General features: G+C 65.2%; 18 protein-coding genes and 1 pseudogene. 6 read left to right on the plus strand and 13 right to left on the minus strand.

Going from position 1 to position 15,792, the window contains the following annotated elements:
• Positions 1–47: 47 nt before the first annotated feature.
• The 3 genes from QP181_RS15775 to QP181_RS15785 all read right to left on the minus strand — a co-directional run bounded on the left by QP181_RS15775 (position 48) and on the right by QP181_RS15785 (position 3,333).
• A complete protein-coding gene (locus QP181_RS15775; RefSeq protein WP_443027555.1) occupies positions 48–803 on the minus strand; it encodes a plasmid partitioning protein RepB C-terminal domain-containing protein in 756 nt (251 codons plus the stop codon).
• A gap of 125 nt (positions 804–928) precedes the next feature.
• Positions 929–1,807, minus strand: coding sequence for a ParB/RepB/Spo0J family partition protein (locus tag QP181_RS15780; protein ID WP_132897472.1), 879 nt, complete (start codon positions 1,805–1,807; stop codon positions 929–931).
• Positions 1,804–3,333, minus strand: a complete 1,530-nt coding sequence (locus QP181_RS15785) for a recombinase family protein (protein WP_333929126.1) — start codon at positions 3,331–3,333, stop codon at positions 1,804–1,806. Before QP181_RS15785 ends, QP181_RS15780 begins: the two co-directional genes overlap by 4 nt.
• Before the next feature lie 96 nt (positions 3,334–3,429).
• Here QP181_RS15785 and QP181_RS15790 point away from each other — a divergent pair, with 96 nt between their 5' ends.
• Positions 3,430–3,780 (plus strand): helix-turn-helix domain-containing protein, encoded by a 351-nt coding sequence (locus QP181_RS15790; RefSeq protein ID WP_333929127.1) that lies wholly within the window; start codon positions 3,430–3,432, stop codon positions 3,778–3,780.
• Positions 3,781–4,326: 546 nt separating this feature from the next.
• Here the strand turns inward: QP181_RS15790 and QP181_RS15795 are convergent.
• The 6 genes and pseudogenes from QP181_RS15795 to QP181_RS15820 all read right to left on the minus strand — a co-directional run bounded on the left by QP181_RS15795 (position 4,327) and on the right by QP181_RS15820 (position 7,189).
• Positions 4,327–4,809: a hypothetical protein gene (locus QP181_RS15795; protein ID WP_333929128.1), complete on the minus strand. Its 483-nt coding sequence runs from the start codon at positions 4,807–4,809 to the stop codon at positions 4,327–4,329.
• A gap of 53 nt (positions 4,810–4,862) precedes the next feature.
• Positions 4,863–5,318 (minus strand): hypothetical protein, encoded by a 456-nt coding sequence (locus QP181_RS15800; RefSeq protein ID WP_333929129.1) that lies wholly within the window; start codon positions 5,316–5,318, stop codon positions 4,863–4,865.
• Positions 5,319–5,339: 21 nt separating this feature from the next.
• Complete coding sequence (locus tag QP181_RS15805; protein ID WP_132897476.1) at positions 5,340–5,687, minus strand: hypothetical protein; 348 nt, start codon at positions 5,685–5,687, stop codon at positions 5,340–5,342.
• A 34-nt stretch (positions 5,688–5,721) separates the two neighbouring features.
• On the minus strand, positions 5,722–6,000 hold the full coding sequence (locus tag QP181_RS15810; protein WP_333929130.1) for a hypothetical protein: 279 nt from the start codon (positions 5,998–6,000) through the stop codon (positions 5,722–5,724).
• 161 nt (positions 6,001–6,161) lie between these two features.
• Positions 6,162–6,287 (minus strand): annotated as a pseudogene (locus QP181_RS20105) (LuxR C-terminal-related transcriptional regulator); the annotation flags it as partial.
• A gap of 272 nt (positions 6,288–6,559) precedes the next feature.
• Positions 6,560–7,189 (minus strand): TlpA family protein disulfide reductase, encoded by a 630-nt coding sequence (locus tag QP181_RS15820; RefSeq protein ID WP_333929132.1) that lies wholly within the window; start codon positions 7,187–7,189, stop codon positions 6,560–6,562.
• A gap of 16 nt (positions 7,190–7,205) precedes the next feature.
• Between QP181_RS15820 and argH the strand changes: the two genes are divergently transcribed.
• The 5 genes from argH to QP181_RS15845 are packed head-to-tail and all read left to right on the plus strand — an operon-like array spanning position 7,206 to position 11,827.
• Complete coding sequence (gene argH, locus QP181_RS15825) at positions 7,206–8,573, plus strand: argininosuccinate lyase (protein ID WP_333929658.1); 1,368 nt, start codon at positions 7,206–7,208, stop codon at positions 8,571–8,573.
• The gene (locus QP181_RS15830) at positions 8,570–8,812 is read left to right on the plus strand and encodes a hypothetical protein (RefSeq protein WP_132742493.1); all 243 of its coding nucleotides are present in this window, start codon (positions 8,570–8,572) and stop codon (positions 8,810–8,812) included. Before argH ends, QP181_RS15830 begins: the two co-directional genes overlap by 4 nt.
• Positions 8,813–8,823: 11 nt before the next feature.
• Complete coding sequence (lysA, locus tag QP181_RS15835; RefSeq protein WP_333929133.1) at positions 8,824–10,086, plus strand: diaminopimelate decarboxylase; 1,263 nt, start codon at positions 8,824–8,826, stop codon at positions 10,084–10,086.
• A complete protein-coding gene (locus QP181_RS15840; RefSeq protein ID WP_333929134.1) occupies positions 10,083–10,877 on the plus strand; it encodes a precorrin-2 dehydrogenase/sirohydrochlorin ferrochelatase family protein in 795 nt (264 codons plus the stop codon). The genes lysA and QP181_RS15840 overlap by 4 nt, the downstream gene beginning before the upstream one ends.
• On the plus strand, positions 10,874–11,827 hold the full coding sequence (locus QP181_RS15845; protein ID WP_333929135.1) for a zinc transporter ZntB: 954 nt from the start codon (positions 10,874–10,876) through the stop codon (positions 11,825–11,827). The genes QP181_RS15840 and QP181_RS15845 overlap by 4 nt, the downstream gene beginning before the upstream one ends.
• A gap of 44 nt (positions 11,828–11,871) precedes the next feature.
• On the opposite strand, the gene QP181_RS15850 is transcribed toward QP181_RS15845, so the two are convergent.
• The 4 genes from QP181_RS15850 to fliR are packed head-to-tail and all read right to left on the minus strand — an operon-like array spanning position 11,872 to position 15,688.
• On the minus strand, positions 11,872–12,270 hold the full coding sequence (locus QP181_RS15850) for a flagellar export chaperone FliS (protein ID WP_132742489.1): 399 nt from the start codon (positions 12,268–12,270) through the stop codon (positions 11,872–11,874).
• The gene (fliD, locus tag QP181_RS15855) at positions 12,267–13,718 is read right to left on the minus strand and encodes a flagellar filament capping protein FliD (protein ID WP_132897482.1); all 1,452 of its coding nucleotides are present in this window, start codon (positions 13,716–13,718) and stop codon (positions 12,267–12,269) included. Before fliD ends, QP181_RS15850 begins: the two co-directional genes overlap by 4 nt.
• Before the next feature lie 57 nt (positions 13,719–13,775).
• Positions 13,776–14,918, minus strand: coding sequence for a flagellar type III secretion system protein FlhB (gene flhB, locus QP181_RS15860; protein WP_333929136.1), 1,143 nt, complete (start codon positions 14,916–14,918; stop codon positions 13,776–13,778).
• The gene (gene fliR / locus QP181_RS15865; protein ID WP_333929137.1) at positions 14,918–15,688 is read right to left on the minus strand and encodes a flagellar biosynthetic protein FliR; all 771 of its coding nucleotides are present in this window, start codon (positions 15,686–15,688) and stop codon (positions 14,918–14,920) included. The genes flhB and fliR overlap by 1 nt, the downstream gene beginning before the upstream one ends.
• Between the last annotated feature and the right edge of the window lie 104 nt (positions 15,689–15,792).

Genomic DNA, 15,792 nt, shown 5'->3' on the forward strand with positions numbered 1-15,792 from the left:
ATCAGTACAGATGTTGAATACGGCTCAGGCGACTTCCGAGCAATGCCTCAGCTGGCGTCCAGAGAGGTCGCGTCAACTATGGCTTGGAACTGGCTCATAATTTCAGGATGCCTTGAAGTGATATAGCTTGCGACTTTGTCGTTGCCGATCAACCGTTTCAAGTAGCGCGACGACAGCACGAGTTCGAGAACGTCGTCGCCGAAATTGGAGTCCCGAGCACGGAAATCGGCATTGAGCGTTTCGAGTTCACGTTCCATCCGCGCCATCTGTTCCGGCGTGACGCCAAGTATCTTCTTCGGCTGATCGGGTTTGGCGAGATCGCACTGGCGGGTCGCGGCCAAGATCGCTCGAGCGTAGCTGGCGGTGAAGTTGTTCATCGCCGCCATCATCTCGGCCGCGGCAAACTGCTTCTCCGGCTTCAGCTTGCGGAGGATGTCGAAGACGACCGCGTTGACGTGCTTGTCCTTGAGTATCTCGACGGTATCGGAGGATATTCTGTCGAGCATGGTCCGTCGGCGGGCGACCAGCGTTTCGTCCATGCCCAGCGCCGCTGCGATCATGGCGGCCGGTACCCCGCGATCAAGGGCACGCGTGATCATGTAGTGCTCCTGCACCGTAGCCAGACGATTCACCCGCTTGTTGTAGGTGAAGGCTTCGTCGTCGTCAGCGACGATGCACGGAGCCGACTCCACGGACGCTTCGCGGAGCGCATGCAGACGAAGATGGCCATCGAGCAGCATGTGCCGTCCGTTCTTATCGGCGACCGTGACGGCCAGTGGCTCGACGATGCCGATCTTACGCACCGATGTTGCGATGCGGACATAGCGCTTCGACTCGACTATGCGGACCGTCATGGGGCGGACCGGCAGGATCGCGTCAAGACGAAGGTCCAACACCTCGCGAGCGAACGATATCCGGATCGGATCTGTCACGTCGGGTCCCCGGCGATGCCAAGGCGCTGAGCAACAGGATGAGGGAGGCTGGCCAGCCCTTCGGCTCGAAGAAGCGTGACAAAATGCTCGTCCGCCAGCAGCTTGCCCATCGCGCCGACGATGAACGTGAGACGTCCTTCCGTTAGCGTTGCCTTCTTCACCAGAAGCCGCTGGCGCTCGACCTCCTTTTGGTAGGCGCGGACGAGCGCAGCGGCGGTTGTGGGCTGGCTGCGTTTCGGTCCGCTTCGAACGGACTTGATGCCTTTGCCGATCAGGTTCCGCTGATCGACGATCCTCCGGATCGCGAGAACCTGAGCGCCCGGTAACGACCCCGCTTCGTACGCCTCCGTAAGGGCCCGCTGCACCTGCGCGTCGTCGGCACGGGCGATCTCGGCGGCGATGGTGTGTGGAATGACACCACGTTCAACGGAGTCCAGCAGCCGTTCCTCGCCTTTCTCAAGCAAGAAGTTGATCGTCCAGACGTACTCGGGGCTGAAGCCCACCTTCCGCGCGATCTCCGTATGGCTGTAGCCGCGCTGCCGTAGCACGCCCACTTCGCGGATTAGCTCGAGCGGGGACAGGTTGCGGCGCGCCATGTTCTCGACGAGACTCATTACGTAGCATTCGTCGCGCGTGGCTTCGATGACGATGGCTGGGATCGCGGTTGCGCCCAACTTGACGAATGCCTCCATGCGACCTTGCCCGCAGATTAGTTCGAAGCCCTGGCCGATTGGTGAACGCCTGACCATGATGGGGCGCTTGAGTCCGACCGCGCGTATGCTTTCGACGAGCTCTTCGAAGACCTTCCGGTTGCGTACCCGGGGGTTCAGCACTTCGATCGACGCGATGGAGATGTCGATTATGTCGGGCGTCACAGAGCGTACTCCACGGCGTGACGGCGCAGCAGGTGGTACAGCGGCGAGAGGTCTTCGGCGCGATAAGCATCGAGCATGATGCCGTTGTCCTCTCCCATGCCGAAACGCGGCTCGGCACCGAGATCAATCCACGGAAGGAGATAGTGGTCGCGCACCGTCCTGTTGTCCGGCGCAAGGCGAACGATCACTGTGATGTCGGGCCGCAGACCAGCGTCGAGGCGGACCCGCCAGCGTAGCGATCCAGCGGCGGTCGTCCGGCATCGAGCGATAACGAGCGCGATCGTCACCTCGTGGTTGACGACGAGCAGATCGGTCGTTCCGTCGACCGAGACATGGGCGCCGACCGCTTCGATGCCCAAGACGGTGCTGGCGACCACCTCGGGGTGCATCAGGCGAAGCTGGCGATTGGTCTCGACGTAGCGGAAGTCGCGGTCGGGGGTGTAGCCTATCAGCTGGTATGCCCGCAGCAGGCTGCCGAACCGATGTCTATAGGCAGCCGTTGATGGCATCGACTCGACCTCGTCGATGATCATGCCCGACAGGACGCCTTTGGCGGAGAGCAGGTCCGACAGCATGGTCAGGAGATCGGAATCCGAGAAGCGCCGGGCGCGCTCAGCGAGGATCTTTTGTGCGGCTTCGAACAGCCCCGGATCGACGATCGACTCGAACGCACCGATCCGCCGGATCCACATGTCCGGTGGGTTCACCACGCGCTGCTTCTTCAGTTTAAAGGAGACGCGGTTGTAGACGTTGTTCCCGATGTACTTCTCGTTGCTCAGAATCTGCCTGACGACGGAGCGGGTCCATGACTTGCCCAGATCGGTGACGAAGCCTTCGCCGTTGAGGGCGGTCGCGATCTCGCGCTCCGACCTATGCTCGAGTACGAACCATCGGTATATCCGACGCACCGTTTCGATCTCGATGTCCGGTCCCGGCACAAGGATGACGCGGTCCGTCTGGAGGCTCTTCTGTTCGCCGGCTGCGAGGAGCGTCTTTGGTTCGTTGCGCTCGTTCACAAGATGTCGACGCAGGCCGTATCCTGCGGGGCCGCCCTGCCGATAGCCCATAGTGATTAGGCGGCACTGCCCCGCGAAGACCTTCGTGGACAGTTCACGGCTATATTCGCCGGCCATCATCCGTTTGACGGTCTTGATTACGTTCGCCTGGAAGCTGCCGTCGTTGTCGAACTGCTCCGCGCAGTAGTGGACGTGTATGCCGCGTTCCCGGCAAATGAATTCGTAGTAGGCGCTCTCATCCGCGTCCTGGAAGCGCCCCCAGCGACTGATGTCGTAGACGAGGATCGCGTCGTAGTCGGCCTTGCCGCTCTGCACGTCGTCGATGAGACGTCTGAGCGCATCGCGTCCGGCGATGTTCAGTCCGCTACGACCTTCGTCCGCATAGGTGCGGACAATTTCGATGCCCCGCCTGGCGGCATATGCCGCGATCGCTTCGGCCTGGTTCTCGGTCGAGTACTTTTGAAGGTCGGTCGACATGCGCACGTACTGAGCGGCCCGCACCAGCTTCATGTCCGGAGGTTCTTCCCGCACCGCTTTTCCTGACGCTTGTCACGGGCGTGTCGCTCCCGTGTCCGACTGACGTCTCTCTATTCGCGGGAGGATGGAATGTCGTTGTCGGATAAGGACCGAAAACTTCGCGCGGGAGACGGAAACAAGTTTCCCATTGATCCGGCCGCAGACACGGTGGCGTCATTCGCCAGTGTCATCGCCGACGCGCTGCGTCGGGATTTCGGCACATCCCCGGCGAAAGTGAAGCATATCGCCCGTCTTACGGGAGCGAACGCGCGGACGGTGCAAAACTGGCTCTATGGGAGGAACGGTCCGAGCGGAGCGGGGCTAGTGGTGCTGATGCGCCATTCGGATGCGGTCATGCTAGCCGTTCTCGAACTCGCGGACCGGTATGAGATTCAACACGCAGCGAAGAGCGAGAAGCTCCGGGGGAGCTGCGTTCACTAATCACGATGCTGCTGGAGTATCTCGGTCCGGAATGACGCGGATCCCGCAACGAGCATCGACGCACAGTCCTTGCCAATAGCATGGACTCAATTGCGGGCTTGTCAGGTATGGATCGGTTGCAGCAAATTGTAGGTGGTGCTCGCTCGAAGGCGGACATCGAACCGCGTGGCGAGGCCAGTGGTCAAAGCAACGATGGAATCTGCGTCATTCGGTATGTTGACGGCTGAGGCGAGGGAGTCCGATTCGGACGCCCGCCCAAGCTCAAATCTGATCGGACCGCGTTGGGCGAGCGCCGGCAAGTCGGTGCACGAATAGCCAAGCTTTTCGAGGGCCACCATGCCCCGCTCTACCGGGCCCTGACGGCTTTGACGGTGGCGGCATAATGCCGACCTTCCCACAACCGGCCTGTAATCCTAACTCAACCGCGCCGGACAAATCGGTGTCAAAATTCTCGCTGATCGGTCAAAAGCTTTGTCACTTGGTTTTGACAGATCACGATATGTTCTGACCTGAGAGGGCAAGTTTTCGTGTCAAAGGACACGCTTCCTAAATTTCCTGCAGGAATTGCAGCATCATCGTCAGGGCTTCGTCGGTCAGGCCGAGCGAACGTTGCGGCCATGCGGCGGTGTGCGGCCAGCACGTGATCAACCCGCGATGCTCGAGTGTCAGCAGCCAGCGTCGGATCGTCACTTCGGACAGCCCGGTGGCGGCCTGCACCGCGTCGATCGTCAGCGGTGACCCCTCTTCGTAGGCGACGAACAGCCCGAGCAATATATCCCATGCGGGATCCTGGAACAGCGCCCGAGCCGACGCGAATGCGGCCGATCGGGCGCGTTGCTGATGAAGCAGGGCGCGGGCGCGGTCGAGTTCGGTCGGCGATGGCGGCTCGATACCCGATCCAGCCCCGTTACCCGGGGGTGTCGCCGGGGGAGCGTCACCAAGCGGCATCTGTGGTGGCGTACCTTCCTGCGGTAAGGTGTCGGGCAAGGGGTGGTGCGCTGGGTAACGCAAACGAAGGGGGTCGCTCATCGGCGTCGATCCATATTTAGAAGTCGGTGTCGGGGTCGGTGTAGATTCGGCGGTCAGGGCGATCTTGACGCGCTGGACCAGTCCGGATCGCAGCCATGCGACCATCGTCGGCGGCGGTGGCGCTCGGTGCCGACCACCAACAGAGCCAACATCGGATAGGCGATCTTGCTGATCGCCGCGGCGTACATCCAGGGCACAAGGTCCGGGTCGTATGCGCGGACGCCGTGCACCGCGATCGCGAGCAGGTGCAGCGCGCTGATCCAGATCGGCCAGAACCGGTTCGCGAACAGCGCCACCGTGACCAATCCGGCCAGCAGCGCCAGGTCGATCGATAGCAATGCGGTATCGACCGACCGGAATGCGGGCCGCGCGGTGAACGCCAGCAGACTCGACAGGATCGCAGCGAGCAGGAACGCCGCCGCAACGATCCGTTCGGGGAGCCCACCATGGCGAAACGCGAACCAGCATGTCGCCAGCGCAACCGCGTAATAGACCAGGACGTGGATCACGGGGCGCGACCGAGTTCGAGGTCAGGCCGCCGCGGCGACGATCGAGAGATGGCTGATGTCCGCACCGGTGAAGAATGCCTGATCCGGTTTGGGCAGGCCATCGCCGAAACCGACGAACTTGCCGATCCGTTCGGCGCTGCGATGCGCGGCGATCACATGACCCTGTGCCTGAGCGATCGCCGCCATGGCGCCGCCAAGTTCCTGGACGACGGGTTGGGCGATCCGCGGCGTGACGCCGGCGCTGCCGCCGAACGTCGTCGTGGCAACCGCGAGGTGCGAGCAGATCGCAAAGGCCTCGGTCAATTGGGCTTCGAGCCGGTTCAGCAGGGTGCCGATATCGGTGGCGGTCTGCGTCAGCTGAGTGTCCATGCAAGTATCCGCCGATGGCGGCCTTCTCGATCGATTAGCCGGACACGTGCCCTAGCCGTTCGATCAGCTCGGCGAGCACGTTGAGACCGCTTGCGAGCATGCCGAAGCCCACCGCGAGGATCACTGCGATAGCCGGTATCCAGAGCAAGCGGGCCGCGACCGATAGGTCGTTGCTGCGTTGTCCTGTACGCCTGATCGGAAGCAGTCCCGCGAACGATGGCCTTTGGGGTGCACCGGCATCTTGGCCCACCCGGTCCGCACCGGCATCTTGGAAAGCTTCCGGTTCGACAACCGGCTGAGCGATCTGTGGCATCGATGCCGCGGGAGCTGCCACCCATGAAGATTGCCCCCGGATTGTCCGGGGCCCGGCGCCCTTGGGTCCGACAGCGGATCAATACGTTCGTGCCGAGCCAGCATGCGGGCCGCATCGCCGCGATCGGTCGCGCCGAGAATCCGGACCGCGTCGGCGATGTAGCCGTCGACGGTGCCTGGCGCGATACCGAGCTCTACGGCGATCTGCTTGGTCTTGCGCAACGCGGCCACGCCGCGCAGCACGTCGCGGTGCCGGTTCGACAGACGATCGATGCGGGGTTCTTCCATCTCATCCCCCTTCACCGGGCTGGCGGCATAACAGACCGAGCATGCCCCTAAAGGGTTAACGGTCGGGCAAGCAACCACCTGCGCATTCGTGGCCGATGGCGGCACTTCGAAAGGACACCCGCGACAAGGCTCGGCTCATCGCATTTGAACCATTCTCTATCCGACTTGCACGTTTTTCGCTCAATCATGCGTTAGGATGCACGTGCCGGCTCGCCATCAACCTTTGGCTCGTCACCAAGGCGGGTCGGCACAAATCCCAACTCTTTCAAATGCTACGACGCCTCGGCGATCAGCTTGGCTGCCTCGGGCGTGTTCCATTCATAGCCGCCGGTCATCCGCCAGACTTCCTTGCCTGCCGAATCGTAGAGGATCGTGGTCGGCAGGTTCGCCTGATAGGCGAGGCTGAGACCGAGCTTCGGGTCGAGATAGGGCTTCAGCGTCGAAAACTTCTTCGCGGCGAAGAACGGCGTCACCTTCTCCGCGCCCTGCAAGTCCTGGCTGACCGCGATCACCTGGACCTTGCCCGCGAGCGACTTCGCCGCGGCGTCGAGCGTCGGCATCTCCGCGACGCACGGCGCGCACCAGGTCGCCCACATGTTGAGCAGCAGCGGCTTGCCCTTGAACGCGGCGAGCGTGACCGATTTGCCGTCGGGCGCGGTGAAGGCAACCGTCGGTCCGGTCTCGCCCTTGTGGCTGCGGTCGAGCTTTTCGGTGCTGGTGGCAGGACCGGTGGCTTCGTCGGGCGCGGGGGCGGACGTAACCTCGTCAGCGGAGACGGTGTTCGCTGCGACGACGTTCGCTTGCTCCGGCGCGGGCGATTTCCTATCGCAGCCGGCGACCAGCAGGCCCATTCCCACCAGACAGACGATTGGGCGCGAAGTGAACACAGGACGCAAGACCATGGACGGTTCCAATTCGATGTGGGGTGGGCGGTTCGCCGAGGGGCCAGCCGCGGTCATGCGCGAGATAAACGCCTCCATTCCCTTCGACAAGCGGCTCTGGCAGCAGGATATTGCCGGCTCGAAGGCGCATGTCGCGATGCTCGGCAAACAGGGCATCGTTTCAGCCGAGGACGCGGCGACGATCTCGGCGGGGCTCGACGCGGTCGCGGCGCATTATGCCGAGCACGGCGTCGAGGAGGATCTGGTCCTCGAGGACATCCACATGCAGACCGAGGCGCGGCTGGCCGATGCGATCGGGCCGGTGGCGGGTCGCCTCCATACCGCGCGCTCGCGCAACGATCAGGTCGCGACCGACTTCCGCCTCTGGGTGCGTGACGCGATCGACCAGGCGCTGGCGGCGCTGGCCGGATTCCAGGCTGCGTTGCTGACCCGCGCGGAAGAGCATGCGGCGAGCGTTATGCCGGGCTTCACGCACCTGCAGTCCGCGCAGCCGGTGACGCTCGGGCATCACCTGATGGCGTATCACGCAATGATCGCGCGCGACGTCGGGCGGTTTGCCGATGCCCGCGCAAGAATGAACCGGTCGCCGCTCGGCTCGGCCGCGCTGGCCGGGACGGGTTTTCCGATCGACCGCGAGATGACCGCCGCCGCCCTCGGTTTCGACGGGCCGATGACCAATTCGCTCGACGGCGTCAGCGACCGCGATTTCGCGATCGAGTATCTGACCGCCGCGACGCAGACCTCGCTGCATTTGTCGCGGCTCGCCGAGGAGTTCGTGCTGTGGGCGTCGCAGCCGTTCGGGTTCGTCGCGCTCAGCGATCAATGGTCGACGGGCAGTTCGATCATGCCGCAGAAGCGCAACCCCGACGCGGCCGAACTGGTGCGCGGGCATGCCGGGCGGATCCTCGGCTGCATGACCGCGCTGATGGTGACGATGAAGGGCCTGCCGCTCGCCTATTCGAAGGACATGCAGGACGACAAGCCACCGGTGTTCGAGGCGCACGACCTGCTCGCGCTGTCGATCGCGGCGATGACCGGCATGGTCGAGAGCGCGACGTTCCGCACTGACCGGATGCGCGGGCTGGCGGAGAGCGGCTTCGCGACCGCGACCGATCTCGCCGACTGGCTGGTGCGTGAGGCGGGGCTGCCGTTCCGCGAGGCGCATCATGTGACTGGGCGCGCGGTGAAGCTGGCGGAGGAGCGCAAGGTCGCGCTCGATGCGCTGCCGATCGAGGACCTGAAGGCAATCGATGCGCGGATCGACGAACGCGTGTACGGCGTGCTCTCGGTCGATGCGTCGGTCGCCAGCCGGACCAGCTTCGGGGGCACCGCGCCGGACAATGTGCGCGCGGCGATCCGCGCTGCGCGGGGAGAGATAGCATGAAACGGCTTCTGGGATTGGCGGGACTGGCATTGGCTCTTTCGGGCTGCGGCGCGGCGGACGGCCTGGTGCCGGCGGAGGGCAAGACGCTCCCGGTCGCGCCTTACGGTGCGAAGACCCCGCCGACCGCCGCGCAGCTGCTCGCGCCGACCACGCAGCAACGTCCGCAGCGCAGCGACGAGCTGCTCACCCAATCCGACGAGCGCCGCAGCGACGAGTTCGACCTGCCGCCGCCAAATTGAAGACCTGATCCATGGACCATTTCGCTTACCGTGACGGTGTGATGCACGCCGAAGACGTCGCCCTGCCGGCGATCGCCGAGGCCGTCGGCACGCCCGTCTACGTCTATTCGACCGCCACCTTTCGCCGCCATGCGCAGGTATTTCGCGATGCGCTGAAGCCTGCGGGGCGCGTGCATCTGGCCTATGCGATCAAGGCGAACCCCAACGTCGCGGTGCTCCGGGTGCTGGCCGACGAGGGTTATGGTGCCGATGTCGTTTCCGCGGGCGAGATGCAGCGCGCGCTGGCGGCGGGGATCCCGGCGTCGGACATCGTGTTCTCGGGTGTTGGCAAGACGCGCCGCGAACTGGCGCAGGCGCTGGATGCGGGCATTGGCCAGTTCAATCTCGAGCTGGAAGAGGAGGGCGAAGTCCTCGCCGCGCTGGCGCATGCTCGCGGCGAACGCGCGCCGGCGGTGTTGCGCGTGAACCCCGACGTCGATGCCGGCACGCACGCGAAAATCTCGACCGGGCGCAAGGAGAACAAGTTCGGCGTCGCGATCGATCAGGCGGTGGCGATGTTCGATCGGCTGTCGAAGCATGACGGGCTCGATCTGCGCGGCGTGGCGATCCACATCGGCAGCCAACTCGCCGATCTCGCACCGTTGGAGGCCGCCTATGCGCGCATCGGCGAGCTGGTCGCGGAACTGCGCGCTGCGGGTCACACGATCAGCCGCGTCGATCTCGGTGGCGGGCTCGGCGTGCCTTACAAGCCCGACGACGTACTGCCGTCGCCGGCGGACTATGGCGCGATGGTTGCGCGCGCGACCGCCGATTGGGATGTCGAACTGATGTTCGAGCCGGGGCGCGTGATTGCGGGCAATGCCGGCGTGCTGCTGACCGAGGTCATCTGGGTGAAGCCGGGCGTCGTGAACCCGTACGTCATCGTCGACGCGGCGATGAACGACCTCGCGCGCGTCGCAATGTACGATGCGTATCACGATTTCGTCGCGGTCGAGCCGAGCGGCGAGCGGATGATGGCGAACATCGCCGGGCCGGTGTGCGAGACCGGCGACACCTTCGCAATGGGGCGCGATATCGACGCGGTGAAGTCGGGCGATCTCGGGATTTTCCGGACCGCGGGCGCATACGGGGCGACGATGGCGTCGACCTATAACAGCCGCGCGCTGGTGCCTGAGGTGCTGGTCGACGGCGACCGGTTCGCAGTGGTTGCGGATCGCATTCATCCGGAGACGATCCTGGCCGCCGAGCGCGTGCCGGAATGGCTCAAGCGGTGACATCGCCCGCTCCGCTGCCCCCGCTACAAAGCCTGCCGCTGTTCGTAAGGCTAGCGGGGCGCCCGGTGATCCTGCTGGGCGAGGGCGAGGCGGCGGATGCGAAGCGGCGGTTGCTCGATAGGGCTGGGGCCGATGTGGTCGGCGAGGATGCGGCGGCGTCTCTAGCGATCGTCGCGATCGACGACGAGGACGAGGCGCTGGCGGCAGTCGCGCGGCTGAAGGCGCGCGGGATCCTGGTCAATGCGGTCGACCGCTCGGCGCTGTGCGACTTCACGCTGCCGGCGATCGTCGACCGCGCACCGGTGCTGATCGCGATCGGCACTAGCGGCGTATCGGCCGGGCTGGCGGCGGCGTTGCGTCAGCGGCTGGAGGCGATCGTGCCCGCCGATCTCGGCAAACTTGCGCTCGCGTTGCAGGCGGCACGCGGTGCGTTGCGGACGCGCTGGCCTGACATGGGCGAGCGCCGCCGGGCGCTGGCGACCGCGATGGGGGCGGGCGGGATGCTCGATCCACTGTCGCCGACGCATGACGTCGATGCGTGGCTGGCGCCGACGGACGCGCCCGCTGCGGTGCGTGACGTGGCGATTACCCTCGTCCTGCTGTCTGACGATCCCGAGGATTTGACGTTGCGCCAGGCGCGTGCGCTCGCCAGCGCCGACCGCGTCTACCACGGCCCCGACGTGCCCGCGGCGATCCTCGACCGTGCGCGTGCCGACGCCGCGCGGTATTGCGCTGCGATGCCGGCGGATCCGGGCACGGGCCTCACCGTCGCGGTCGAGATGGCGCGATGAGCGGTTTCGGCTTCCGCATCACCAACGGCGAAGCGACGCGCGTTGGCGTGAAGGAGGCGCTCGACTGTACCGCCGACCTCGTCTGGGTCCATCTGTCGACCACCGCCGAGCATGCCCAGACATGGCTGCGCGACGAGGCCAAGCTGCTCGATTACGTCGTCGACGCACTGACTGCGACCGAGACGCGCCCGCGGTGCGAAGCGGTCGGCGAGGGCGCGTTCCTCAATTTGCGCGGGCGGTCGCACGAGGAACTCGATACCTCCGACATGCTCGCCTCGGTGCGGATCTGGGCGGTGAAGGGCCGAGTCTTCTCGGTCACGCGCAAACCGCTGATCGCGGTCGGCGAGGTCGAAAAGATGGTCGAGCGCGGCGAAATCCGTGATCCGGGCGATCTGATCGCCGCGTTTGCGACCGCGATCACCGCCGACCTCGATCCCGACGTCGCGACGCTCGGCGACGAGCTCGACGATTGCGAGGAACAGCTCGACGCCAACCGCGTGTTCGAACTGCGCCGCACCGTCAGCAAGGTCCGCGTGGCGGCGATCGGCTATAAGCGCTTCCTCAGCCCGCAACGCGCGGCGCTGGAGAAACTGGCGGCGTTGCCCGGCGACTGGCTCGCCGACGACGACCGGCTGCATCTGGCGGCGGCGGCGGATCGCGCCGCGCGGATGACGGAGGAGCTGGAGTCGATCCGCGAACGCGCGGCGCTGGTCCACGAGACGCTGACCGATCTGCGCGCGGAGCAGATCGACAACCGCTCGCTGATCATCTCGATCGCGGCGATGGTGTTCCTGCCGCTGACATTTCTCACCGGCCTCTACGGCATGAACGTAAAAGGGCTGCCCTATGCCGAGGAGCCGTGGGCGTTCGATGCGATCGCCGCGGCCTGCCTCGTGATCGCGGTGGGCGTCATCGGGTATTTCTCCGCCCGCCACTGGTTCAAGAGGTAGGACTTCTAACCTCGATCCTCCCCTGGCGGGGGAGGATTGGAAGCTCAGGCGGCGCTGGCAGTCCGCCAGGCTTGGGCGATCTCGTCGAGCATGTCCGCGGAATCGCGGAACGGCTTGGGGTCATGGCCGAGCGAGGCGTTGATGACCGTCTTCCGCGCGCCGCCATACAGCCGCGCCAGCGTCTCAGAAATCTGGCCGCCTTTTTCAAAATCGAGGCCGGCCTCCAGCGCGAACAGGATCGCGGTGGCACGCGTGATGCGCTCGCTCTTGACCGCGAACTTGCGCTTTTCACACGCCCAGGCGGCTGCCCGCAACGCTGCGACCAGTTCCTTGTACAGCAGCTGTACCAGCGCCGGGCCGTCCGCCGTTGCGGTGTGGCCGACCGCGTCGATCTGGCGATAGGTCGCGAACGGGTCGCGCGTGAGGGTGGAGGCGTAGGTCACGAGCTCTTGTTCCACTGGGCGATCTGGCCGGTAAGAAACGTCTGCGTCGATTTATACGCCGACACGCGCGAGTTCATGCTGGCATATTGCTGCGTCAGCCGTGTTGTCAGCTGCGCCGACTGGTCGGTCACCTTGTCCTGCTGTTTGGTCACATCGGACTGCGCCGCCGTATAGCGCACGGTCGAGGCGCCGAGCCCGGTCAGCGTGCTGGTCGCGCTGGTCGTCAGCGCGGTCAGCGTCGCCGAAAGGCCGAGCGCATTGGTGCCCGACGGTGCGAACATAGATTCGATGGTGTCGGGATAGGCCGCGAGCTGCTTCGCGAGCAGCGTGGAATCGACGCGCAGGGTGCCGTCCGTATTGGTCGCGACGCCGAGTTCCGCCAACGTCCGCGGGAGACCGGCGGTCGCGCCGCCAACCAGTGGCTTCGAGGTCAACGCCTTCAGCGAGCTCAACAACGACTTGGCGGCAGGGTCGGCACGGAGATTGCCGGTGATCGGATCGGTCTGCTCGGTGATCGTCTTCAGGACCTCGTTATAGGTCGTGACGACGTCGTTGACCGCCTGCGTCAGCGCATCGGTCGGCGCCGTGCTGGTCAGCGAGACGGGGACGGTCGACACGCCGCTCAACTGCAATGTTACGCCGGAAACCAGATCGCTGACGGTGTTGCTCGGCCGTTCGACGTCGATCCCGTCGACGGTGAGCTTGGCGTTCTGTGCGGTCGATACCAGACTGGTCTTGGTCGCAGTACTGCCACCGATGTCGAGCGCATTGCCGGTGGCGCCCTTCAGCGTGAACGCGTTGGCGCTGCCGGTTGCGCCCTTGACCGACAGATACGCGCCGCCCTGCGCATCGGTGACGACCGAGGCGGTGACGCCGCTCTTCGACGCGTTGATCCCCGCCGCGATCGCGTCGATGCTGCCGTCGCCGATATTGATCGCGACGTTTGCGCCCCCGCCGACGTTGAGCGTCAGCGCGCCGGTGCCGAGCGATGCGGTGCGATTGGCGGCGGCGACGGGGTTCGTCGTCCGCGCGACCTGGCCGGTGGCGAGGCGCGTGACGGTGACGCTGGCCGACAGCCCCGACAGTTTCGCGCCCGACTGTGCGGTGGCGGACAGGATTGCGGCGTTCGAGCTGGTTGGTTGGGTCTGCAAGCTGCCGCCCTTCACCAGATTGGCGAGCGCGGTGGAGAAGCCGGTCATCGTGCTCTTGAGCGACGCGACGCCCGAGATCTGCGCGGTAAGCGTGTCGGATTTGGATTTCAGCGTTGCCGAGCGGGCGGCAAACTGCGCCTCGACCAGCGATGTGACCAGCGTCCCGGTGTCGACGCCCGACCCCGCGCTGAGCCCTGTCAGCAGTGCCTGTGTCGCGGTGTTGATCGCGGTCTGTGCCGCGGACGCGGTGGACGTTGGGGTCGGTGTCCCCGTCGTGCTGGTGGTCGATGTTACCATGGCGAAATTCCTGCACGTGCGCGCTCGTCTGTAAGAACGACCGTTTGGCGGCGATGTTTAGGCCTGTTTCATGCCGTTTTCGTCGAAGCGGGCGTCCTTCGGTACAGTGACGAACGGCTGGACCCCGCCGGCCGTACTGCCCGCCGCCGCGTTCAGCCCGAATACGAAAGCGAGCACCGTCGCGATCGCCATGTACAGGTCGTCGCGGACCTCCTGATTCTCCTTGCTGGTGTAATAGATCGCACGCGCCAGCATCGGATATTCGAGGACGGGTACCCGGCCTTCTGCGGCAAGTTCGCGGATCGCGAGCGCGGTGGCGCCGCGCCCCTTGGCGACCACCACCGGCACCTGGTCCTTGCCGCGATCATAGCGCAGCGCCACGGCGAAATGCGTCGGGTTGGTCAGCACGACATGCGCCTCGGCGACCGATTTGCGCAGGCCACCGCTTGCCATCGCGCGCATCTTCGCGCGCATCTGGCCCTTCGCCTCGCCATTGCCCTCGGTCGACTTGTGCTCGTCCTTCACCTCCTGCTTCGACATCCGCATCTTGCCCAGGCGGCGGATGATCTGGATCGGCAGGTCGATACCGGCGATCGCGCACAGCCCGAACGCCATCGCGATCAGGATCCCCTTGAAGATCCCGCCGAGCGTCGACAGCGCCTGGTTGAGATCGGCGGACGAGGCGAGGCCCATCGTCGAATGTGCCGCGTTCCACAGCATCCAGCCGCCGATCGTGCCGAGCAGGATGACCTTCAGCAGCGACTTGCCGAGCTCGATCCAGCCGTTCGCGCCGAAGATGCGCTTGATTCCAGCCGCTGGATCGACACGGCTGTATTTGGGTGCGAGCAGGCCGCCGTTGAACCCAAGCGACCCGAGCCCCGCCTGGCTCAGGATCGCGGCGCCGATGCTGACGATGAACAGCGTGATGAGCGAGGGCGCGAGCTTGCCGCCGGCTTCCATCAGCGGCCGCCACGGCGAGAAATCCTCGACGTCCGCATGCGTGAACTGGAAGCTGGAGCTCATGATCGCCTTGCATGCGGTGATCAGAGTCGGGCCGGCATAGATCAGCCAGGCGACACCGGCGAGCATGCTGAGCGCTGTGGCGAAGTCGCGCGACTTGAGGATGTCGCCTTTCTCGACCGCATCCTTCTTGCGCTTTGCGGTTGGTGCTTCAGTTTTTTCGCCCGAGTCTTCAGACATCAGCCGAGCACCAGGTTTTCGGTGGCGGCGAGGCCTTCGCGGACGATCACGAGCATGTAATCGCCCATCGTCGGGAACGCGATCGCCAGCGTGACGACGCCGACCGCGAGGCTGGCGGGGAGGCCGACTGCGAACAGATTGAGCGAAGGCGCGGCGCGGCTCAGCATGCCGACGACGATGTTGAGGCAGAGCAGCAGGAAACCCACTGGCAACGCGAGCAGCAGCCCCGCGAGGAACGCATAGCCACCGAAGAACGCGATCGCCTTTAGCCGCTCGACGCCGATCCAGGCGGCACCGGGGAGGACGTCATAGCTCTTCACGAGCAGGTCGATCAGGATCAGGTGCCCGTCGACCGACAGGAACAGCAGCGTCAGCATGATCGAGAAGAACTGGCCAAGGGCAGGGGAGGACTTGCCGTTCTGAGGGTCGATCGAGGAGGCGAAGCCGAGCCCCATCGCGCCTCCGATGACTTCGGCCGCGATCATCGGCGCGGCGAACGCGATCTGGAGGACGAAGCCGAGTGCGAGCCCGACCAGCGCTTCGGCGGCGGCGGAGAGGATCGTGGTGACCGCGAAGATGTTCTGCGGCGGGACGATCGGGTGCGCCGCGAGGACGAGGAACCCTATCGCGCCCGACAAGGTGACGCGCACGGTCAGCGGCACCGACACGGACCCGAACACCGGCGCGGCGATGAACGTCGCACCAATGCGGATCATCACGAACACGAGCGCCCACAGCTGCGGCTCGATCGAGAGGCCGAAGCCTAGCACTGTAAAATCCCCTCCCGCTCGCGGGAGGGGTTAGGGAGGGCGCGACGTACGTACTGGCGTCCGGTCGGTGAGGCACACCCTCCCCCAACCCCTCCCGCCAGCGG

The sequence above is a fragment of the Sphingomonas sp. LR55 genome, from assembly GCF_036856015.1.
Taxonomy (GTDB): Bacteria; Pseudomonadota; Alphaproteobacteria; order Sphingomonadales; family Sphingomonadaceae; genus Sphingomonas.